This window comes from Micromonospora coriariae, assembly GCF_900091455.1.
GTDB lineage: Bacteria > Actinomycetota > Actinomycetes > Mycobacteriales > Micromonosporaceae > Micromonospora > Micromonospora coriariae.
Genome location: NZ_LT607412.1, coordinates 1,807,762 through 1,828,612 on the forward strand (window position 1 = coordinate 1,807,762; position 20,851 = coordinate 1,828,612).

Annotated in this window: 23 protein-coding genes; 3 read left to right on the forward strand and 20 right to left on the reverse strand. The window is 72.6% G+C overall.

The annotated features are described in order from the left end of the window. Nucleotides 1-46: 46 nt before the first annotated feature. From GA0070607_RS08345 to GA0070607_RS08415, 14 genes are all read right to left on the reverse strand, one after another. Nucleotides 47-1,378, reverse strand: coding sequence for an NAD(P)/FAD-dependent oxidoreductase (locus tag GA0070607_RS08345; RefSeq protein ID WP_089017683.1), 1,332 nt, complete (start codon nt 1,376-1,378; stop codon nt 47-49). Nucleotides 1,379-1,480: 102 nt separating this feature from the next. Continuing rightward, the gene (locus GA0070607_RS08350) at nt 1,481-2,041 is read right to left on the reverse strand and encodes a hypothetical protein (protein ID WP_408630899.1); all 561 of its coding nucleotides are present in this window, start codon (nt 2,039-2,041) and stop codon (nt 1,481-1,483) included. A 61-nt stretch (nt 2,042-2,102) separates the two neighbouring features. After that, on the reverse strand, nt 2,103-3,536 hold the full coding sequence (locus GA0070607_RS08355; RefSeq protein WP_089017685.1) for a DUF58 domain-containing protein: 1,434 nt from the start codon (nt 3,534-3,536) through the stop codon (nt 2,103-2,105). Beyond that, nucleotides 3,536-4,543, reverse strand: a complete 1,008-nt coding sequence (locus GA0070607_RS08360; RefSeq protein WP_089017686.1) for an AAA family ATPase — start codon at nt 4,541-4,543, stop codon at nt 3,536-3,538. Before GA0070607_RS08360 ends, GA0070607_RS08355 begins: the two co-directional genes overlap by 1 nt. Then, entirely contained in the window at nt 4,543-5,127 is a 585-nt protein-coding gene (locus tag GA0070607_RS08365; protein WP_089017687.1) for a hypothetical protein, read from the reverse strand. The genes GA0070607_RS08360 and GA0070607_RS08365 overlap by 1 nt, the downstream gene beginning before the upstream one ends. A 55-nt stretch (nt 5,128-5,182) precedes the next feature. Continuing rightward, nucleotides 5,183-5,980 carry a DUF4129 domain-containing protein gene (locus tag GA0070607_RS08370; RefSeq protein WP_089021721.1) on the reverse strand — a complete coding sequence of 266 codons (798 nt, stop codon included), beginning with the start codon at nt 5,978-5,980 and terminating at the stop codon, nt 5,183-5,185. 20 nt (nt 5,981-6,000) lie between these two features. Then, nucleotides 6,001-6,741 carry a uracil-DNA glycosylase gene (locus GA0070607_RS08375; RefSeq protein WP_408630872.1) on the reverse strand — a complete coding sequence of 247 codons (741 nt, stop codon included), beginning with the start codon at nt 6,739-6,741 and terminating at the stop codon, nt 6,001-6,003. Continuing rightward, on the reverse strand, nt 6,734-7,420 hold the full coding sequence (locus GA0070607_RS08380; protein WP_089017689.1) for a dienelactone hydrolase family protein: 687 nt from the start codon (nt 7,418-7,420) through the stop codon (nt 6,734-6,736). Before GA0070607_RS08380 ends, GA0070607_RS08375 begins: the two co-directional genes overlap by 8 nt. 210 nt (nt 7,421-7,630) lie before the next feature. Beyond that, entirely contained in the window at nt 7,631-8,113 is a 483-nt protein-coding gene (locus GA0070607_RS08385; RefSeq protein WP_231930912.1) for an LppU/SCO3897 family protein, read from the reverse strand. 130 nt (nt 8,114-8,243) lie between these two features. Further along, nucleotides 8,244-9,227, reverse strand: a complete 984-nt coding sequence (locus GA0070607_RS08390) for an HAAS signaling domain-containing protein (protein ID WP_089017690.1) — start codon at nt 9,225-9,227, stop codon at nt 8,244-8,246. Then, nucleotides 9,224-9,556, reverse strand: coding sequence for a PadR family transcriptional regulator (locus tag GA0070607_RS08395; protein ID WP_089017691.1), 333 nt, complete (start codon nt 9,554-9,556; stop codon nt 9,224-9,226). The genes GA0070607_RS08390 and GA0070607_RS08395 overlap by 4 nt, the downstream gene beginning before the upstream one ends. A 59-nt stretch (nt 9,557-9,615) precedes the next feature. Beyond that, nucleotides 9,616-9,861: a hypothetical protein gene (locus GA0070607_RS08400; RefSeq protein WP_157743110.1), complete on the reverse strand. Its 246-nt coding sequence runs from the start codon at nt 9,859-9,861 to the stop codon at nt 9,616-9,618. A 394-nt stretch (nt 9,862-10,255) separates the two neighbouring features. Then, nucleotides 10,256-11,185 carry a Ppx/GppA phosphatase family protein gene (locus GA0070607_RS08410; RefSeq protein ID WP_089017694.1) on the reverse strand — a complete coding sequence of 310 codons (930 nt, stop codon included), beginning with the start codon at nt 11,183-11,185 and terminating at the stop codon, nt 10,256-10,258. A gap of 40 nt (nt 11,186-11,225) precedes the next feature. Then, nucleotides 11,226-12,260, reverse strand: a complete 1,035-nt coding sequence (locus tag GA0070607_RS08415) for an ArsR/SmtB family transcription factor (RefSeq protein WP_157743111.1) — start codon at nt 12,258-12,260, stop codon at nt 11,226-11,228. A gap of 109 nt (nt 12,261-12,369) precedes the next feature. Between GA0070607_RS08415 and GA0070607_RS08420 the strand changes: the two genes are divergently transcribed. Next, nucleotides 12,370-13,248: an alpha/beta hydrolase family esterase gene (locus GA0070607_RS08420; protein ID WP_089021723.1), complete on the forward strand. Its 879-nt coding sequence runs from the start codon at nt 12,370-12,372 to the stop codon at nt 13,246-13,248. On the opposite strand, the gene GA0070607_RS08425 is transcribed toward GA0070607_RS08420, so the two are convergent. From GA0070607_RS08425 to eno, 4 genes are read right to left on the reverse strand one after another with little or no spacing between them, the layout of a single operon-like run. Continuing rightward, on the reverse strand, nt 13,245-13,787 hold the full coding sequence (locus tag GA0070607_RS08425; RefSeq protein ID WP_089017696.1) for an amino-acid N-acetyltransferase: 543 nt from the start codon (nt 13,785-13,787) through the stop codon (nt 13,245-13,247). The two genes, GA0070607_RS08420 and GA0070607_RS08425, sit on opposite strands and share 4 nt — an antisense overlap. Then, complete coding sequence (locus GA0070607_RS08430) at nt 13,784-14,341, reverse strand: DUF501 domain-containing protein (RefSeq protein WP_089021724.1); 558 nt, start codon at nt 14,339-14,341, stop codon at nt 13,784-13,786. The genes GA0070607_RS08425 and GA0070607_RS08430 overlap by 4 nt, the downstream gene beginning before the upstream one ends. A 34-nt stretch (nt 14,342-14,375) precedes the next feature. Then, nucleotides 14,376-15,017, reverse strand: coding sequence for an FtsB family cell division protein (locus GA0070607_RS08435; protein WP_089017697.1), 642 nt, complete (start codon nt 15,015-15,017; stop codon nt 14,376-14,378). A gap of 31 nt (nt 15,018-15,048) precedes the next feature. Next, complete coding sequence (gene eno, locus GA0070607_RS08440; RefSeq protein ID WP_089017698.1) at nt 15,049-16,332, reverse strand: phosphopyruvate hydratase; 1,284 nt, start codon at nt 16,330-16,332, stop codon at nt 15,049-15,051. Between the two features lie 213 nt (nt 16,333-16,545). Here eno and GA0070607_RS08445 point away from each other — a divergent pair, with 213 nt between their 5' ends. Then, nucleotides 16,546-17,238, forward strand: a complete 693-nt coding sequence (locus GA0070607_RS08445) for a hypothetical protein (RefSeq protein ID WP_089017699.1) — start codon at nt 16,546-16,548, stop codon at nt 17,236-17,238. A gap of 11 nt (nt 17,239-17,249) precedes the next feature. Continuing rightward, nucleotides 17,250-18,101 (forward strand): NAD(+) diphosphatase, encoded by an 852-nt coding sequence (gene nudC, locus GA0070607_RS08450; protein WP_089021725.1) that lies wholly within the window; start codon nt 17,250-17,252, stop codon nt 18,099-18,101. A 22-nt stretch (nt 18,102-18,123) separates the two neighbouring features. Here the strand turns inward: nudC and GA0070607_RS08455 are convergent, their stop codons facing one another. Next, complete coding sequence (locus GA0070607_RS08455) at nt 18,124-19,743, reverse strand: DUF885 domain-containing protein (protein ID WP_089017700.1); 1,620 nt, start codon at nt 19,741-19,743, stop codon at nt 18,124-18,126. A 98-nt stretch (nt 19,744-19,841) separates the two neighbouring features. Further along, nucleotides 19,842-20,849, reverse strand: coding sequence for a nucleoside triphosphate pyrophosphohydrolase (locus tag GA0070607_RS08460; protein ID WP_089017701.1), 1,008 nt, complete (start codon nt 20,847-20,849; stop codon nt 19,842-19,844). Between the last annotated feature and the right edge of the window lie 2 nt (nt 20,850-20,851).

Below are 20,851 nucleotides of genomic sequence, written 5' to 3' on the forward strand. Positions count from 1 at the left end.
CTCCTCTACCGGAAACGATAAGAAGGGGCCCCTGCTTACAGCTTGGTCAGACGCGGGGGGCGCCGACCGGCTGGGACGCCTCGACGAACTCCTCGCGCGGGTCGTGCAGCTGGCCCAGGGCGACCACCTCACGCTTGAGGAAGAACGCCAGCGACCAGTCCACCACCACCCGTACCTTGCGGTTGAACGACGGGATCCGGCTCATGTGGTACGTCCGGTGCATGAACCAGGCCGGCCAGCCCGTCATCTTCACGCCGTACACCTGGGCGACGCCCTTGTGCAGGCCGAGGCTGGCCACGCTGCCGACGTGCTTGTGCTTGTAGTTGACCGGCTCGCGGCCCCGGATCACCGCCGCGATGTTGTCGGCCATCAGGGCGGCCTGACGCACCGCGTGCTGGGCGCTCGGCGAGCAGAAGTTGCCCGGCTCCTTGGTCAGGTCGGGCACCGCCGAGCAGTCGCCGGCGCTCCACGCGCCCTCGACCACCCGGTCACCGTCGACCACCTGGAGGGTGGGCAGGCAGGTGACCCGCCGGCGGTCGTCGCGCGGGAAGTCGGTGGCGTCCAGCATCGGCGACGGCTTCACGCCGGCCGTCCAGACGATGGTGTCGGAGCGGAAGCTGTCACCGTCGGAGAGCTTGACCACCCCGTCGACGCAGGACTCCAGCCGGGTGTCCAGCCGGATGTCCATGTTCCGCTTGAGCAGCTGCTGCACCGTGTAGGCGCCCATGTCCCGGTCCACCTCGGGCAGCACCCGCTGGGTGGCCTCGACGAGCACCCACCGCATCTCCTCGGGCTTCAGCTCCGGGTAGTAGCGCAGGGCGTCGCGGGCCATGTCCTCCATCTCGGCGAGCGCCTCGATGCCGGCGTAGCCACCACCGACGAAGGTGAAGGTCAGCGCCGACCGGCGGACCTCCGGGTCGGGGGTGACTGCCGCCACGTCCAGCCGATCCAGCACGTGGTTGCGAAGGTAGATCGCCTCGCCGATGGTCTTGAAGCCGATGCCGTGCTCGTGCAGGCCGGGGATCGGCAGCGTCCGGGATACCGAGCCCGGGGCCACGACCACGTGGTCGTACGCGATCTCCCGGGGCGGGCCGATGATCGGCTGCACGGTCGCCACCTTGCGGTCGTGCTCGACACGGGTGACCGTGCCCGCCACCACCGTGCACCGCTGCAACTCCCGCCGCAGAGGCACCACGGCGTGCCGGGGGGAGATGTTGCCGGCCGCGGCCTCGGGCAGGAACGGCTGGTACGTCATGTGCGGCTGGGGGTCCACCACGATGACCTCAGCCTCACGGGCGCTGAGCTTCTTCGACAGGCGCAGGGCGGCATAGAGACCGACGTGCCCGGCACCCACCACAAGGATCCGCTTCGGATTCACGTCATCTATCTTTCCCCCGCCGGCTCAGGTAATCCCGCTCGCGGCCCCGATCTGTGACGGAACACAACCCCTGTGACCTGGGTAACCCCGCTCGACCCACAACTACCTGCGGCGCAGGAGCCAACCCAGCAACGCGGCTGTCCCCACCGCCAGGAGCAACCCGAGCACTGTGACCCACTGGTGGCCGCTCTCCCCACCCATGCCCGCGACCTGCAACAGCAGCACCCCCAGCACGGCGGTACCCAGCAGCACCGCGGCCGCCCGCAGCAGCCAGCGGGTGATCAGCTCCGGGTCCACCACCGCGTCGTAGGGCAGCAGCGCGGCCAACGCGCAGAGGGTGTGCCCCAGATAGAGCAGCGCGGCGAGGGCGAGCAGCCGCCAGAGCGCCACCGGCCGGCCGTAACCGTCGGTGGCGAGTAGCCAGCCGCCGACCATGACCAGCGCCGCGAAGGTCGGCCAGACCCGGCGCGGACCCACCGCGGGCAGCAGCGCGGCCACCGCCAGGAAGCCGAGCGGCCGGCCGGACAGCACCTCGGCGGGGAACGCCAGCGCGAACCCGGCCAGCACGGTGACGAAGATCCCGGCCCGAACCATGAGCGGGGCGGCGCTGATCCGGGCGAAGGCGTCCTGGGCCGCCCTGACCCGCCCGGTGACGGCGTCGATCATCTATGCCCACCCTCGTTCGCGGCCGCGCCCATCGGGCCGCTTTCGTTCGCGACGGCACTCATCGGGCGCCAACCCTCGGGGCCAGCGCCAGCCGCGCCACATCCCGCAGCACCTGGTCGAGGCTGCCGGCACCCGCCCAGCGCACCACGGGCACGCCGTGCTCCCGGAGCTGGCCGATCATGACTTCCCGGTCCAGCCGCCACAGCCGGTACGCCACCTCGGCCCAGCCCCGGTCCCTCGGAGGCGTCAGGTCGGTCGGCAGCGTGTCGACGGCCACCACGAACCGTCCGGCGCGGGCCAGCCGGGCCAGCATCTGCGCCGACCGCTCGTCCAGCAGTGGGGTGAGCACCACGACCAGCGCGTCCGAGGAGAGCAACTGCGGGCCGAACACCTGGTCGTACGGCTCGTGCTGGGAGGCCTGGGCGCGTACGTCGAGCAGCCACTCCAGCACGGTCAGGTACTGCCGGCGACCGGCGGCCGGACGCAGCCGCCGCGCCGCCGGCCCGTACTCCAGCAGCGAGACCCGGTCGCCCCGGTGCAGGTAGTGCTCGGCGATCGCGGCGGTGGCCCGCACTGTGGTGTCCAGCACCGAGGCGGCGCCGCCAACCCCGCCCGAGCGGCCTGCCTCGGCGAGCACGTCGAGCAGCACCACCACCTCGGCGTCCCGGTCGGAGAGGGTGGCCGCCACGTGCAGTTGCCGGGCGCGCAGCGACACCCGCCAGTCGATGCGACGCAACCGGTCGCCGGGCGCGAAGATCCGTACGCCGGCCAGCTCGCCGCCCTCGCCGGGCCGGCGAGAATGGTGCGCCCCGACCAGGCCGGCGGCTCGGGGCATCGCCTCCACCGCCTCGAACGGCTCGGTTCGCGGATAGACCCGGACCCGGACCGGCTCGGTGATCACCGCCCGGGAGACCAGCAGGCCACCCGCCGTGGCGACCCGCGCGCCGGCCGGACCGACCGGATGCCGACCCCAGCGCAGGGCTCTGCCGGCCAGGCCGAGGTCCACAACCGTCGCCCTGGGCACCGATGTCACGAACGGCCGATCAGCCACCGAGCGCCCCGTGCCACCGGCCGGTGCCCCACCACCGCTGGGCGTCGCATCGTCGAGCGACCCGTCGAGGGCGAAGCCGGCCCGCTCGATCCGCAGCCACGGCGAGACCCGGGACCGCACCACCGCCAGGTCGTAGTCGACCGTGTCCGGGTTGCCGACGCTCACCGCCGCCGTCACCTCACCGCCCTCGACCAACGGCCCGTCGTCGCCAGAGGTGATCCACACCTGCGGCAGCACGGAGGGCCGGCGGCGCAGCGCGTACGCGGTTCCGAGCGCGAACGGGGCGGCCAGCACGATCAGGTCGACCCGCCCCAGCAGCACCCCCGCCACCAGCAACAGGCCGGCGAGCAGCACCGCCCGGCCGAGTGCCCAGGTGGGCGCCCAGCCGGTGGCCGGCTCCGGCTCGGCGGATCGCGGCGCGGGCACGGTCGGTCCGGTCATCAGCGCCGGGGCCCGCCGGCGGCGTAGCTGGGCAGCGCGCCGCTGGCCGGCGCCGGAGTGCCCTCCAGCACCTCACCGACCACGAACGCCGGGTCGACCCGCCGCAGCCACATCTCCGGACGCAGGGTGATCCGGTGGGCCAGCGCGGGCGCCGCCACCTCCTTGACGTCCTCCGGCACCACGTAGTCCCGGCCGCCGAACACGGCACGGACCCGGGCCAGCAGCAACAGCGCCAGCGAGCCCCGCGGCGACGCGCCGACCAGCACCGACGGGTGCTCCCGGGTGGCCGCGGTGAGCGCCACGATGTAGCGGCCGACCGAGTCCTCCACCACCACGTCCTCCAGTGCGGCCTGCATCGCCCGCAGGGTGGCCGCGTCGACCACCGGCTTGATCTCCGCCTCCTCGCGGCGGCGGCCCATCCGGCGACGCAGCACCTCCCACTCCTCGTCGTGCTCCGGATAGCCGAAGGAGACCCGGAGCAGGAACCGGTCCAGCTGCGCCTCGGGCAGCGGATAGGTGCCCTCGTACTCGATCGGGTTGGCGGTGGCCAGCACGTGGAACGGCTCGTCCAGCTTGTAGGTCACCCCCTCCACCGAGACCTGCTTCTCCTGCATCGCCTCCAGCAGCGCGGACTGGGTCTTCGGGGGCGTCCGGTTGATCTCGTCGGCGAGGAGCAGGTTGGTGAAGACCGGGCCGGCACGGAAGGCGAAGTCGCCGTTGCGCTGGTCGTAGAGGAACGAGCCGGTGACGTCGGCAGGGAGCAGGTCGGGGGTGAACTGGAGCCGGCGGAAGTCCAGCCCCAGCGCCTGGGCGAAGGAACGCGCGGTGAGCGTCTTGCCGAGACCGGGCAGGTCCTCCAGGAGGACGTGCCCACCGGCGAGGATGCCGGCGAGGACCAGCTCCAACGCGTCCCGCTTGCCGACCACGACGGTGCCGACCGCGTCCAGCACCGCCCGGGCCAGACGGCCGACCTCGGCGGCGGGCATGCTCCGGTCCACGTCGTTCATCAGATCTTCTCCAGTTCGGCGACGATCACCGCGAGGTCGCGCGGCGACGGGGGGCGGCGGGGCGGGTTTTCCAGGAACGTCCACAGCCGCTCGCCCAGCAGGGCACGGGAGCGGGCCGGGTCCGACTCGCGGGTGACGCCGTGCTTCAGGCGCATCCGCTCGTCGGCCAGTTCACCGATCCGGGGCAGGACGACTCCGGTGAAGCGTTCGGGTCGGGTAGTGGACCAGTCGAGCGGCCATTCCCAGCGGTTGATCGCGGTCCGCAGCGCGTCCCGGGAGCCCCAGTTGTAGCTGCCGTCCTCCTCGCCCGTCGTCATCCGACCGGCCGGCGGCGGCGGGGGTGGCGGTGCGAGCAGGCCGGTGACCCGGCGGACCGCCAGCACGGCGAGCACCCCGGCGATCAGCACGGGCAGGGAGACCTGGAGGCCGATCGCGCGCAGCCCGGCGACCAGCACCGCGACCAGGGCGGCCGCGATCGCGAGCGAGCGCAGCACCAGGCGGGCCTTCCCACCACGCGACCGCGGGTCGGCCCGTGCCGGTTCCTCCTCGAAGGCGAGCAGGTCGTCGATGCTGGTGCTGCTCACGGTGCCACCTTTGTTCGCGACTGCGGGGCTCGCAAACCCGGCTCACTCCTCGCGCTCACGGTGCCACCTGCGGACTGGGGGCCACCGCGGCCAGTTCGTGGCGCAACCGGCGCAGCGCGGCTCGGGCCTGGTCGCGGGTGCGTTCGTCGACCGGGCGGGTGGCGTACCGGGCCTCCCGGTAGACGTGCGCGAACTCGGCCAGGACGTCGGCGCTGACGATGGCCGGCACCCCGGCCGACGGGTCGCCGCGCAGCAACCGGGTGACCAGGTCGGTGGGGGTGTCACCGGGCCGCCGGGGAACACCGGCCGTGGCGGCGGCCTCCTCCAGGCGTACCCAGCAGGCGATCACCGCGACCCGGGGATCGCTGTCCTGGTCGTCCAGCTCCACCAGGCCGGCGTCGAGCGCGGCGACCACCTCGCGAGCGGTGCCCTCGGCCGTACGCCGGGAACCCTGTGCCGGCAGTGCCCGGGTGGTACGGCGCACCGCGCCGCGAACGAGGATCCAGGTGAGGTAACCCAACACGGCGGCGATGGCCAGCCCGAGCAGCACAAGCGCCACCGTGGCGATCCACTGCGGGATGTGCGCCTGGGTGGCCTCGCCGGCTTCGCGCGGCTCCACCGGGATCGACGGCGGCGGCTCGGCGGTCGGGTACTCGGGAACCCACGGGACCTGTTCCACCGGCGGGATCCGGCTGGCCCCGATCGACGAGTGGGCGGAGGCCAGCGCGGCCCCGGCGAGCAGAACGGCGACAGCACCCACCGGCCACCATCGGCGGAGCAGGCCGAGCGCCTGGCGCAGCACCCCGGGCTGGCCGGCGGGGTACGGCGTGGGCGGGCGCGTTCCGTCCGTCATGGCCACCGCCCCACGCACTCTCAGTCCACTCCGGCCAGCTGCTTGGCCCGGCCGAAGACGTCGTCCAGCATCCCTGGTGTCAGCCGCCCGGTGAAGGTGTTCTGCTGGCTGACGTGGTAGCAGCCGAGCAATTCCGGTGCGGCCGTGCCGGACCAGTGTGCCCCATGGCCGAACCTCGGTCGCGGGCTGGGCGGGCGCTGCCCGTACACCTGGTGCAGCACCGGCCACCACGCTGCCCAGGCGAACGCGCCCAGCGCGACCACGACGCGCAGGGTGGGCCGGATGAGCGTGACCTCGCGCTGCAGCCAGGGCGCGCAATTGTCCCGCTCTTCCGGGGTGGGCTTGTTGTCCGGCGGCGCGCACCGGACGGCCGAGAAGATGCGGATGTCCCGCAGAGCCAGCCCGTCGTCGGCGGCGACGCTTGTCGGCTGGTTGGCCAACCCGGCCCGGTGCAGGGCGGCGAACAGCACGTCACCCGATCGGTCGCCGGTGAAGATGCGGCCGGTGCGGTTGCCACCGTGCGCGGCGGGCGCCAGCCCGAGGATGGCGATCCGCGCGTCGGCGGCGCCGAAGCCCGGGACCGGCCGGCCCCAGTACTCCTGGTCACGGAAGGCGGCCCGGCGTGTGCGGGCCACCTCCTCCCGCCAGCGGACGAGCCGAGGGCAGGCGAAACAGTCGCTGACCGCCGCGTCCAGATCGGCCAGGTCGGTCGCCCGCGCGGCGCGGGCGACCACCTGATCGGGGGTACGCGACTCAGCCAAGCTTGGCCCGGAAGAGTTCCAGGGTGCGGGCCCAGGCGCTGGACGCGGCACGCTGGTCGAAGGCCTCCGGCCGGTCGTCGTTGAAGAAGGCGTGCGAGGTGCCCGGGTAGTCGTAGAGGTGGCAGGTGCCGCCGGCCTCCTCGATGGCCCGGCGTGCGGTCTGCACGCCCTCGGCGGCCGACGTGCCGTCCTCTTCGGAGCAGTGGATGACGGCGGCCTTGCCGGCGTAGTCGACCCACTCGGGGCGCATCGACTGCCAGGGCAGCACGGGGTAGAAGCCCACGCTGGCGACGATGCGCTCGGAGAGCGTTGCCGACCAGAGAGCCAGGCTGCCGCCGGCGCAGAAGCCCACCGCCCCTACCTTGCCGGTGACCTCCGGCCGCCCGGCCAGGTAGTCGGCCGCGCCGGCGATGTCCTTCGCCGCCTCGTCCATCCGCATCGCCATCAGCAGCCGCTGCGCCTCGTCCGGCTCACTGGTGGTCTCACCGTGGTAGAAGTCCGGGGCGAGGGCGACGAAGCCGGCCTCGGCGAACCGGTCCGCCACCGACCGGATGTGCGGGACCAGGCCCCACCACTCCTGGATGACGATGACGGCGGGGCTGGCGACGCCGCTGGCAGGTATCGCGAGATACCCCTCGCTCATGCCCCCGTTGCTGCGGTAGCTCACCATCTCGCCCATCGGCCCGTCCTCCTAGCGGTCAGTCATCGTTGGCTGGTCGCCCAGTGGTCCTACGTGCCGGTAGCCTGCCATGCCGCGCCGCCGCCGGGGAAGACGCGGGAACAGTGGCATTCACCTCCCGTTCGCCGGGTCGTGACTCCACGTACGCCGACGGCGGCGGAGAAGGCTCCCCGCCGCCGTCGGTGCCGCTGCCCGGCTGCTGACGCCCGGTCAGGCCTTCTTGGTCAGGCAGAGCAGGTAGCCCGTCTTGCCCGGCTCGATGCTGTAGAAGACGTACCCCTCCTCGCCCTCCTTGAGGAACTCGTCGCACGCGGTGCCGGCCTTGGCCTGCGCCTCGGTCTGCCCGTCGACGCGACCGACCACGTTGTACGCCGCGTCGGTGGAGGTGCACTCGACGACCTTGGCGCCGTCGACCTCCTCCTCCTCGGTGCCGGTGACCTCGGGCAGCTCGGCGATGCAGTCGCCGGCCTTGGCGTCGGCGGTCTCGTCCTTGTTCAGGAAGTTGCCGATCGCGCTGGCGACGCCGAACTTCAGGCCGGCGATGACGACGAACACGAGGATCGCGCCGATGATGCCGAGGGCCTTCTTTGCACCGGGCTTCTTCGCCTCCGGTTCGACCGGCGACGGCGTCTCGACGGCCGGCTGGGGCGGCGCGACGTCGGACGCGGGGGGCGGTGCGACCTGCTCTGACACGGGGGTTCCTTCCGAGGGGTTGATGAGCAGACGACACCGTAACGATCATTGATTTCCGGCGTCGTCCCGCTCGCCTCGTCCGTTCAGCTATTTCCCAGCTTCCTATGCATGATCCAGTTCACATCGTTGATCAGCCCGTCGGGGTGGGGGTCGGCGTCACTGTCGGGCCCACCGTGGGCCCACTGGCCGTCCCGGTCGGCTCGGGCGTCACTGTGGGGGTTGTCGTCGGCGGCGCGGGCGGGACCGTCGGCGCCGGTGCGCCCGGAGCCCTGGGGCCGAAGGGCGCCTGGTCGATGCAGTACGGGTACGGCCGCAGCAGCGGGTTGCCGTAGGCGTCGATGGGGCCGGAGCAGTCTGGATAGCCCAGACGGATCGGGTTGCCGTTCTGGTCGAAGAGCCGGGCGTTCTCCACCAGTCGGCCCTCACTGTCGTAGACGAAGACATCCCGGACCTGGCTGTACTGGCTGTCGACCGAGGTCTGGTCGTAGTAGTAGCCGCTGTAGCCGAGCCGGTCCTCTGCGTTGGCCAGCGCGGCGAGCGCGAAGAACACGAGCACCAGGCTGCCGGCGTGCAGTGCCCAACGCGGCCAGCGGGTCAACCGCTCGGAGCGGCGACCGAGCCAGATCGAGGCGAGCACAAGACCCACCAGCATGATCAGGCCGCCGAACAGCTCTCCACCGAACCGGGGCAGCAGCCCGAATTCGCCGCCAGTGGTGATCATGGTGACCAGCATCGCCGCCAGGTAACCGCGCAGCACCCACCAGCCGGGACGCAGCAGCCGGAGGAAGGCGCTGGCCGTCTCGTACCCCAGCGGTGGGCCGAGCCGGGAGTCGATCGAGCGCAGTCGCCTGCGGGCCCGGACCACCGCGGTGGCGACCCGCTGGTCGAGGTTGCGCCCACCGCCCGGTGCGCCGGCCGCGGCGCGCAGCTCGGCGGCGTACGTCTCGGGCTCCCCGAGCCGCTCGACGAGGGTGCCGTCGGCCTCGGCGGCCACCTCGGCGAGGTGATCGGCGAGATCCTCGGTCAGCTCGTCGCGTTGGGTGGGCGGCAGGTCGGCCAGCGCCGCTCGGACCCGCGCGACATAGTCCGTGATTTCCTGCTCCGTGACGGTCATGCCGCCATCCCCCGATCGTCGAGCAGACTGTCCATTGTGGTGGCGAACGAGCGCCAGAGCTTGCCGGAGCGGGTCAACTGGTCGCGCCCGGCCGCGTTGAGTGCGTAGTACTTGCGGTGCGGCCCGGATTCGCTGGGCACGACGTAGGTGGTGAGCAGGCCGGCCGCGAAGAGGCGGCGCAGCGTGCCGTAGACCGAGGCGTCGCCGACCTCTTCCAGCCCGGCCTCGCGGAGCCGGCGCAGGATGTCGTAGCCGTAGCCGTCCTCTTCCCGGAGCACGGCCAGGACGGCCAGATCGAGCACGCCCTTCAGTAACTGTGTGGTGTCCACGCACTGCACACTACTGTGCAATGCGAAATAGCGTCAACGATTCCGCCTCGCCCGGCGCGTCAACATTCGCTCTCCCCTCGGTGCGCGAACTCCTCGAGGGAGAGAACCTGCTGCGCCTCCTCGCCGATCGCCGTGACCAGAACCGATCCGACTGCCAGTTCGGTCAGGTCGCCGAGGCGGAAGGACACCCGGTGTGTGGTGAAGCTGCTGTCGTCGGCGACTCCGTACATGTCGAAGGCGACGTCCGGGTCAGCAGCCGACTCTGGCGGGAAGCCGTCCAGGGGCACGGTGGTGGGCGAAGTCACGGCACGCGGCACTGTGAATTTCCGTCTCGGCCACCTCGGCCACGACGTCGCCGGAACCGACGGGGCCGGCGACGCCGACAGGGTTGGCGACGCCGACGGGCTTGGCGATGCCGACCCCCGGACGGAGAAGAGCACCACGATGTCGGGCGGTCGGTCCGAACACCAGGCCAGCGCCGCGAGCGGGTGGCCAGCGGCGTCGACGGTCAGGCCGGTGACGCCCTTCAGCTCCGGCGAGCAGGAGGTCAGACCGCCGAGTATGAGTGCCGCCACGGCCAGAGCGGCCGCCCGGCGCGTCGTCGTCTGCGCTTGAAGACCCATCCTCCGACGGTCGCAGCGCAACGTCGACTCAGAGCATCAACGTCGTCACGGTTCGACGACGATCAGTGCCACGTCCTTACTGAAGACCCCAGGCGATGCCGTCGAGGATGTCGTGCTCCGAGGCGACCACCGACGGCATATTGGCCCGCTCCATGATCACCCGGAGCACCAGCGCGCCCGCGCCGATCACGTCGGCCCGGCCCGGGTGCATCACCGGGATCGCCAGCCGCTGCTCACGGGTCCGACCCAGCAGGTCGGCCGTCACCTCGGCCACCGCGTCGTAGGAGACCCGGGCGTGGTGGATCAGCTCCGGGTCGTACTCCCCCAGGCCCTGGGCCATGGCGACCACGGTCGTGACCGACCCGGCGAGACCGACCAGCGTGGCCGCCTCCCGGCCGGGAACCGCCGCGAGCGCCCGGTCCACCGCCGCCGCGATGTCGGCCTGCGCGGCGGCGATCTGCTCCGGCGTCGGCGGATCGCCCGGCAGGTGCCGCTCGGTCATCCGGACGCACCCGATGTCCACCGAGATCGCGGCCCGCACCCCGCCGGCCCGGTCACCGACCACGAACTCGGTGGAGCCGCCGCCGATGTCCACGACCAGGAACGGCTCCTTCGCGTCCGCGGGAAGGCCACGCACCGCACCGGTGAAGGACAGCCGCGCCTCCTCGTCACCGCTGACCACCACGGGCGCGACCCCGAGGGTGCGCCGCACCATCTCGGTGAAGTCGGCGGCGTTGGTCGCGTCCCGGGAGGCCGAGGTGGCGCACATCCGCACCCGCTCCGCACCCAGCTTCTCGATGTCCGCGGCGTACGACGCCAGCGCAACCCTGGTCCGCTCGATCGCCTCCGGCGCCAACCGGCCGGTCCGGTCCACGCCCTGCCCCAGCCGGACGATCTCCATCCGTCGGGTCAGGTCGGTCAGCGGAGCCTGCGGTCCGGCCGCCGGGTCGGGCAGTTCGGCGACCAGCAGTCGGATCGAGTTGGTCCCGCAGTCGATGGCCGCCACACGCGTCGTCACGGCAGCAACCCTACGGCAGGCCAGGCGGTCACCCGGCGGGTTGTCCGGTCGAGGGCCACGCCGCCGAGAGGTCCGCCACCGACGCCTCCGAGCCAGCGTCCAGCAGCCGCGCACCGAGCGGTGTCAGGTGGTGCCGGACGGCCCCGCCGTCCCGCTCGCTGGCGATCAGCCCGGCCGAGCGCAGCGCGCTGGCGTGCTCCGACGTCGAGGAGAGACTGATCCCGACGGCCCGGGCCAGCACCGTCGTGGTCAGCCCGCCGTCGTCCGCGAGCCGGCGGAGCACAAGCGCCCGAGTGGTGCCGAGCAGCCGTCCGAGGGAGTCGACCCCCGCGGAGGTCGCCCGGCGAGGCATCGGCACCGGGTAGACGAGCAGGATCGGCCGACCCGGCTCGAACAGCACCCGGGGCCGGGGACCCGCCAACGGGGAGGGCGACAGGATGAGCCCGTGCCCGGTGCCGGTCAGCTCTCCGTGCCACCAGGTCCGCACCTCCAGCACCGGTTCCCGCCAGCGGATCGCCGGGTGCAGATCGTCGAAGAGGTTGGTCAGGCCGTGCCGCGCCAACCGCTGGCTGGCGCAGGTCACCTGCTGGCGGTACCCCGCCACCAGATCGGGCCAGTGCGGCGCCAGGACAGCCTCGAACCAGGTGCGCACGGCACCGCCGAACAGGTCCAGCGTCTCCGGGTCGGCCGCCGCGAACCGTCGCCGCAGCGGGCTCGCGGCCACATCGGCGTACGCGGCGGTGACGTCGGCCCGGACCCGGCGCGCCGGGGTGGCCCGGATCGCCTCGAGACCGGCCGCCAGCGACTCCATGCCGTCGAAGGGGGTGACGAAATCCGGCAGGCTCCCCCGACCGGGCAGGAGGTGCCGCAGAATCGTGGTGGCCGTCTGGGCGACGCCGACAGTCTCGACAGCCCCCGCGTGCTCGGCCAGGGACGGCGCCATCATCGCGACCGTGGGATCACGCAGCCACTGACTGGCCAGCAGCGCGGTCCCGACCGGGTGCAGCCGGTCGGCGAACCGCACCCGGCACAGGTCCGCCGGCCCGAGCTCGAGGCGAAGCATGGGGACAGCCTGCCTGCCTTCGGCCAGGACCGAAAGGGTTGATCCACACGCCGGCTGCCTCCAGGCTGGACGTCGGAATCGACGGGGGGTGGCCGGCGTGCGTCGGACGATGGCATTTTTTACGGGGCTCTGTCTCATCGTGGCCGTCGCGGCCTGCGAACGGGGGCAGCCGTCGGCCCCTCCAGCCGCACCCTCCCCGTCGGCTGAACGCCCAGCGCCGGGCGATCACCGGCTCACCCTGAAGCACAACGGGCTCGACCGCGCCTACCTGCTGCACGCACCAGCCGGGTACGACCCCAGCCGCTCACCCGCACTGGTCATCGCGCTGCACTTCTTTCCCGGAACCGGCTCCGCCATGCGGGAGCTGACCGGTCTGGACGTCAAGGCCGACAAGGACAACGTCCTGGTCGCCTACCCCGACGGGCAGGGTGGCGGCTTCAACGCGCTGATCTGCTGCGGCAAGACGGACGACGTCGACTTCCTCAACGCACTCACCGACCACCTGGTACAGACGTGGCGGGTCGACCCGGCCCGGGTCTTCCTCACCGGCATCTCGAACGGTGCCGACATGAGTTTCCGGGCGGCGGTGGAGAGTACGGGCCGTTTCGCCGCGATCGGGGTGGTCAGCGGCGGCTACATCGGCCCTATGACCACACCCGACAACTACATACCGAAGAGCCCCGTTTCGGTGATCACCTTCATCGGGTCGCAGGACCGGAACGACTCGGTCTTCGAGGCGGGCATGCGGACCTGGCAGCAGCGACTCCGGTGCAAGCCCAGCCCGAAGGCCTCCGGAGTGCCGGGGGTTACCCGGACCATGGCCCGCTGCGCGGACGGCAGCGAGGTCAGCATCTACACGATCGCCAGCATGGGCCACAGCTGGCCGGGGGCGACAACCGGTCAGTTCGCCGCACCCACCGCCGGTCTGTCGGCCACCGACCTGATGTGGGAGTTCTTCGCCGCGCACCCCCGCAAGGCCACGCCCTAGAGCCGCAGCAGCATCCGGGTGTTGCCCAGCGTGTTCGGCTTCACCCGCTCCAGGTCCAGGAACTCCGCGACACCCTCGTCGTACGAGCGCAGCAGCTGCTCGTAGACCGGCTGCGGCACCGGCGCGCCGTCGATCGCCTGGAAGCCGAACGAGGCGAAGAACCGGGTCTCGAAGGTGAGCACGAAGATCCGGGCCACGCCCAGTTCCCGAGCCGCGTCGATCAGCTCACCGACCAGCCGGTGCCCGATCCGCCGGCCCCGGCAGGACGGGTCCACCGCGACCGTGCGGATCTCGGCCAGGTCCTCCCACATCACGTGCAGCGCGCCGCAGCCCACCACGGCGCCGTCCTCGGCGCGGACCGCCACCCGGAACTCCTGCACGTCCTCGTAGAGGGTGACGGTGGCCTTGCTCAGCAGCCGCCGGTCGTCGGTGTACGTGTCGACCAGCCGCCGGATGCCACGCACGTCCCCGGTGCGGGCCCGCCGCACCAGGATCTGGCTCTCGGCAACCGGTGCCGACGACCCGGCGTCCGCGCTCATTCGCCCGCCGGCACGTCCACGCACGGGCCGGCCGTCCACCAGGGTTCGACCAGCGCCAGCGTCTCGTCACCGAACGGGTTCACCCCGGGGCCGGCACCCAGCGCGTGCCCCAGGTGCACGTGCAGGCACTTCACCCGGCCCGGCATGCCGCCGGCCGAGATGCCGGCGATCTCGGGCACCTCGCCGATCGCCTCGCGACGGGCGAGGTAATCCTCGTGCGCCGCCCGGTAGTGGGCGGCCAGCTCGGGATCCGTCGTCAGCCGGTCGGCCATCTCCTTCATCAGCCCGGCCGACTCCAGCCGGCTGCACGCCGCCGTGGCCCGGGGGCAGGTCAGGTAGTACAGCGTCGGGAACGGCGTGCCGTCGGCGAGGCGGGGCGTCGTCTCCACCACGTCCGGCAGACCACACGGGCAGCGATGCGCCACCGCCCGGGTCCCACGGGGCGGGCGGCCGAGCTGCGCGCCCACCGCGGCCAGGTCGGCCTCGGTGGCCGGCTCGCGGTGCGGCAGGGGTACGGAATCCGCCGCCGATTCCGGCGGTGGTGCGACAGTCACGGTGCCCATCTCTCCTGGTGCGCTGGTCGGTGCTTCACTTGCCCGGCTGCTGGCTGTCCGCCGCCTGAACGCTCGACCAGAGCGTGTCGTACCAGGTCACCGGCCCGGCCGGGGCGGATGGCCCGGCCGACTTTCCGGCGTCCCGGGCAGCGCCCTCCGGGTCGTGGAGCACCACCATCATCTTCTCCCCCGGCCGGCCCATGAAGAACCGTTCCCGGGCCTGGGTCTTGATGTACTCCTGGTCCTGCCACTTGGCGGCCTCGGCGGCGAGCTTGCCGATCTCTTCCTCCTGCGCCGCCTGGGCGGCCTCCATCCGCTCGATGTCGGCCTGCTGGTCCAGGTAGACCCGGACCGGGTAGGTGTAGGCCAGAGCGAGCGCGATCAGGACCGCGAACAACACGGTGGCCCGACCGGTGAAGCGACGGGGGTGGGGCGCGGCGAGCCGCTTGACGGCACCACCGGCGCCGGTTCGCCGAGCGGCGGCCGGACGGTTCGCGGAGCGAAGCCCCTCGGCGCCCCGGGCCGCGCCCGGCGCCCGACCAGCGGTGCCGCGCGGCTCGGCGCGTACGCCGGCCTCACGGACCGATCCCCGTGTGGCGCGGCCGCCACCCGGCCGACCGGACTGACCCGGCCGGCGGGCGGGACGCTGACCACCCGGTGTGCGGCGCTGCTGCATCGTCACACCCCTCCCCCGAGGCTTACGCGGCTCAGGCCGAACGGTAGCGCGGGAACGCGCCGGCGCCGGCGTAGCGCGCCGCGTCGGCCAGCTCCTCCTCGATCCGGAGCAGCTGGTTGTACTTGGCGACCCGGTCCGAGCGGGCCGGCGCGCCGGTCTTGATCTGGCCGCAGCCGGTGGCCACCGCCAGGTCGGCGATGGTGGTGTCCTCGGTCTCGCCGGAGCGGTGGCTCATCATGCACTTGAAGCCCGCCCGGTGGGCCAGGTCCACCGCGTCCAGGGTCTCGGTCAGCGAACCGATCTGGTTGACCTTGACCAGGACGGCGTTCGCCGCCTTCTCCGCGATGCCGCGGGCGATCCGCTGCGGGTTGGTCACGAACAGGTCGTCACCGACGATCTGCACCCGGTCGCCGATGGAGGCGGTCAGCGTCTGCCAGCCGGTCCAGTCGTCCTCCGCCAGCGGGTCCTCGATCGACACGATCGGGTACTCGTCGGCCAGCTTCGTGTAGTAGGTGCTCATCTCGTCGGCGGACTTCGGGCTGCCCTCGAAGGTGTAGGTGCCGTTGTCGAAGAACTCCGTCGCCGCCACGTCGAGCGCGAACACGATGTCGCTGCCGAGCCGGTAGCCGGCCTTCTCGACCGCCTCGGCGATCAGGTCCAGGGCCGCCGCGTTGGTCGGCAGGTTCGGGGCGAAGCCACCCTCGTCGCCGAGCCCGGTCGACAGGCCCTTCTTCTTCAACACCGACTTGAGCGCGTGGTAGACCTCCGCGCCGGAGCGCAGCGCCTCACGGAAGGTGGGCGCGCCGATCGGCGCGATCATGAATTCCTGGATGTCGACGTTGGAGTCGGCGTGCGCGCCACCGTTGAGGATGTTCATCATCGGCACCGGCAGGAGATGCGCGTTCGGGCCGCCCAGGTAGCGGAAGAGGCTCAGCTCGGCGCTGCCGGCGGCGGCCTTCGCGACCGCGAGGGAGACGCCGAGGATGGCGTTCGCGCCCAGCTCCGACTTGCTGTCGGTGCCGTCGATGTCGAGCATCTTCTGGTCGATCAGCCGCTGCTCGCTGGCCTCGTACCCGATGATCTGGTCGACGATCTTGTCTTCGACGTTGGAGACCGCCTTCTCCACGCCCTTGCCCTGGTAGCGGTCGGCGTCACCGTCGCGCAGCTCGATCGCCTCGAAGGCGCCGGTGGAGGCGCCGGAGGGCACGGCGGCGCGGGCCACCGTGCCGTCGTCCAGGCCGACCTCGACCTCGACCGTGGGGTTGCCCCGCGAGTCGAGAATCTCCCGGGCGACGATTCCCTCGATGGTTGCCACTGAGTCGCTCCTCGTTGTTGTGATCCGGTCCGTGGGTGGGCCGCGACGGTGCGGCTGAGGCAGGTGTTGAACGCAGCGTATCGGGCCACGAGAACGGGCACGGCGTCGCCCGCGTTCCCGAGTCGCCCCACGGTGACGGACATTCCCGGATTTCCGGGCCTCAACCGGCAACGGGTTTGCGCTGCGCGGACCCGATCCACCAGGCTGGTCGCCATGCCCGCCGCCTCGACCACCCTCCGCATGCTCGCCGTGTCGGTCATCGCGTCGCTCACGGTCACCGGCTGTCAGACATTCGAGGACGCCGGACGCGCCATGGGCCGCTCCGATCTGGTCAACGACCTCGCCGCCCGGCTCGACCGGGCGCTGGAACTGACCTACTCGGCCGAATACCAGCTCCCCGGCGGCGAGACCGCCGCGATCGTGCAGGCCCAGGACCCGGCCCGCTCCACCTACAGCTACCCTGGCGGACGACTCACCGTCACCCCGGAGGGCGTCACCCGGTGCACGACTGCCGGCGGCCGCACGGCGTGCACGCTTGTCACGCCGCCCACCCCGGGCAGCAAGCCCACAGTCGCGCTCTTCGCCGAGGCGAACCAGCACGGCCTGGTCACCCCGCCGGTGGTGGTGGGGCTGCTGACCGCCGCCGCGCTGGACCCGCAGGCGGTCATCGAGCAGAGCGACACCACAGTCGCCGGGCAGCACGCCACCTGCGTCGAGGTGCAGCGGCCGGACGGTGGCCTCACGGCCTGCGTGACCACCGACGGCGTGCTCGGCAGCTTCACCGGGACCGTCGACGGCAAGCCGATGGAGCTGGCGCTGAGCAGCTACTCCGGGACGGTGGCGAAGGACGCGTTCGACCCTCCCGCCGGTGCCAGCGTGGTGGACCACCGGCCGGGCGGCTCGTGACCGATCCGGCCGTGCGGTCCGTTCCCACCGCGCGGCGCGCCGGGTTCCAGCCCGGCGCCGACCTCGGCCACCCACCAGCGCCCACCGACCTGGCCCTGCCGGTGATCGGAGCGAAGCTGCTGACCAACGCCGACGGGACGGTGGCCCGGGTCGCCGACCTCCCCGCCGACACCCCCTGGGTGCCGTTGGGCATCCTCGACGGGGTGCCAGCGTGGGCGACCGACCTGACCACGGCCGACGGCGTCCCCGGCCGGGTACGTGGCTGGGCGTCACTCGCCGCCGAGGTTCCCGAGCCGCTCGCCACGCTGGCCGGACGGGCGTTGGCCGTGGTCACCTGGCGGCGTACCCACAGGTGGTGCGGCGCCTGCCGTGCCGAGTTGACCGACCAGCCCGGCGAGACCGCCCGGCGCTGCCCCGACTGCGGCCTGTACGTGCCGATGCAGCTCTCCGCCGCGGTGCTGGTAGCGATCACCCGACCCGGCCCGGCCGGCCGCGCCGACGAGCTGCTGCTGGTTCGGCACGCCACCGGGCCGAGCGGGTTGTGGGCACTGGTCGCCGGCTTCGTCGAGGCCGGCGAGACCCTGGAGGCGGCCGTGCACCGGGAGGTCGCCGAGGAGGTCGGGCTGGGCGTCGACCGGCTGACCTACTTCGGCAGCCAACCGTGGGCGATCTCCGGCCCCGGGGTGCTGCTCGCCGGCTTCACCGCCCGCGCCGCCGACCCGCACGCCGAGCCGGTCGTCGACGGCCGGGAGCTGACCCAGGCTCAGTGGTTCGGCGTGGATGCGCTGCCGGCGCAACTGCCGCCCGCGTACTCCATCTCGCGCTGGCTGATCGACGCGACGGTGAGCGCCGCGCGACGGTGACCGGTGCGGGCGCTGGTGTTGCTCAGACGCCGAGCAGGGTGCGTAGGTGGCGCGGGGGCGGGCAGTCGTGGGCGAGCATCGCGTCGTGCCAGTCACGCGCCGACATCCCGTGCGGGCGGGCGGCGGCGATCTCGGCCACCTCGCTGTACCCGACGAAGTAGGTGGAGAGCTGGGTGGAGGTGAGCAGCGACCGCCGCCACTTGCCGGCGGCCTCGCCCTCCTCCTGGAAGCCGCGCCCGGTCATCAGCGCCATCGCCTCCGCCTCGGGCAGGTCATCGGCGTGCACCAACTGGTCGAGCAGCGCGTTGATGGTCATCCGCAGCTGCATCTTGAGCTGCTGCAACCGCACCGGCAGGCCGCCGAAGCCGAGCCCGGCCATCAGCTCCTCGGCGTACACGGCCCAGCCCTCGATGAACGGGCCCGACTCGGCCAGCGCCCGGACCCGGGTGCCGCCGACGTAGCGGCGCGCGTGGGCGAGCTGGAGGAAGTGCCCGGGCATCGCCTCGTGCACCGTCAGGTTGCGGATCATGTGGTCGTTGTACTCGCGGTAGAACGACTCGACCCGGTGCGCCGGCCAGTCCACAGGCGTGGGCGCGATGCAGTAGAACGTCGGCAGTGCCGCGGTCTCCAGCGGGCCGGGCGAGTCGCAGTACGCCACCGCGACTCCCCGGGCGAACTCCGGCATCTCCTGGATCACGCACCGGTCGTCGACCAGGGTGACCAGATCGTGCGCGCGGACGAAGTCGGTCGCCTCGTCCAGGGTCACCCCGGCCAGCTCGACGATGGTCCGGTCGTCCGGGTGTTCGGCGGCGAGCACGTCCAGCGCCCGGCGTACCGCCGCGTCGTCGGCCCGGCCACCGACCAGCTCGACGGACGCCTCGCGGATCTCCGCGGTGACCCGGTCCAGGTTGGCCCAGGCACGGCGCTGGATCTCGGCGGCGCCCAGCTCGGTGTCGAGGGTGTGCCAGAGCCGTGCCTCCCAGCGGCGGCGGCCCAGGCGGGGGTCCCGGCCGGGGCCGCTGTCGGCGGCGAGGCCGGTGCGCAGCCAGGCGACGAACTCCTCCAGCGCGGCGATCGCCGCGGTGGCCGCCGGTTCCACCCGGTCGAGGCTGCCGGGCGCCTCGGCGAGCAGCGGCGGCAACTCGTCGCGGATCAGCGCGGCCGTGCCGGTGAACTGCCCGACCGCCGTCTCGGCGTGGATCCGCGGCATGTCCCGCAGCGTCGCGCGGGCGGTGGCGAGGGCGTCCGGTACGGCGGCGAGGCGACCGGCCACGTGGGTCAGCCGCACCTCGGCCGAGGCGTACGGGCGGGCCAGCAGCGGATGCAGCAGCGGGCCGGGGTTGTGGCGCAGCGGGTCCCACTCGTGCGAGCGGATCTCGGTCAGCTCGAACAGCTCCCGGTCCACGAATGAGGTGAGCAGCGCATGGTCCACCTGCTCCTCGACGTCGAGCGAGTCCGGGTCCAGTTCGGACAGTGCGTTCGCCGCGTCGGACAGCATCGCCCGATCGGTGGCCAGCGCGTCGGCGGACAGGTCCGGCAGCCGGTCGTCGTACCGATGGTCCCCCGCCGCGGTGGCGACCCCCGGCCGCGTCTCCAACAACGCCTCGACGACCCGCTCCGCCAATACCCCAAACGCTTCCACCCCCCGACCCTACCGACCGCCCCCTCCCACACCGCCACATCGGTCGATCATGAAGTTATTGCCGCCCACCTCGGCGTGTCCCGGCAACAACTTCATGATCAACTTGGGTCGGCGGGTGGGGTGGTGGGGGATGGGGAGGCTTGCTCGGCGGCGCGGACTGCTTCGGCGTAGGCGAGGGTGGTGCGGCGGAGGGCGGCCTCCGGGTTCAGGTCGGCCTGACGGGCCGCCGCGACCGTGGTCAGGAGGCTGGCGCCGAGCCTCGCCTCCGCGTCGACCTGGGAGTCGGCCAGCGGCGGGGGGACCGCCAGGCCGATGCGGGCGGCGCGGTCCAGGATCTGCGCCGCCAGAGCCAGTGCGGGCTGGCTCAGCGCCACGCCGTCCAGCACCGAGTCACGCGCCTTCTCGGCCCGCTTGATGCGCTCCCAGTTGGCGGTGATCTCCTCCAGCGTGCCCGCCTCGGCACCGGCGAAGACGTGCGGATTGCGCCGGATCATCTTGTCGACCAGGCCACCCGCCACGTCGTCGACGTTCCACCGCTCGCCCTCGGGCAGCTCCTCGGCGAGCCGGGCGTGCAGCACCACCTGGAGCAGCACGTCACCCAACTCCTCGCGCAGCGCGTCGGTGTCGCCGGCGCTGATCGCGTCGTACGCCTCGTAGCTCTCCTCCAGCAGAAACCCGGCGAGGCTGCGGTGCGTCTGCGCACGCTTCCACGGGTCTCCCCCAGGCGACGCCAGCCGGTCCAGCACGGCCACCGCGTCCAGCAGCCGGGCGCCCGGCGGATCCCACGAGCCGTACATCAGCTCCAACTCGGCCAACCCGGGCTCCCGCGCCAGCCGCAGGCCCAGCTCCCGGGCCAGCGACTCGTCGCCGGCCGGGCCGGCCAGCCACACCGCGGCGCCGTGCGCCGCCACCGCGTCCAGCAGCGGCTGCGTCGCCGGGCCGTCCACGACGGTGACAGTGGCGCCCGCCTGGCGCACGGCCGTGGCCAGCTCGCTCTCCGCGCCGGTCAACACCGGATGCTGGCGTACGACATCCCAGGCAGCCGAGGTCAGCAGACCGGCCGGCAGCCGGGGCGAGGTGACCAGCAGGACGATCCGTGCCGTCATGC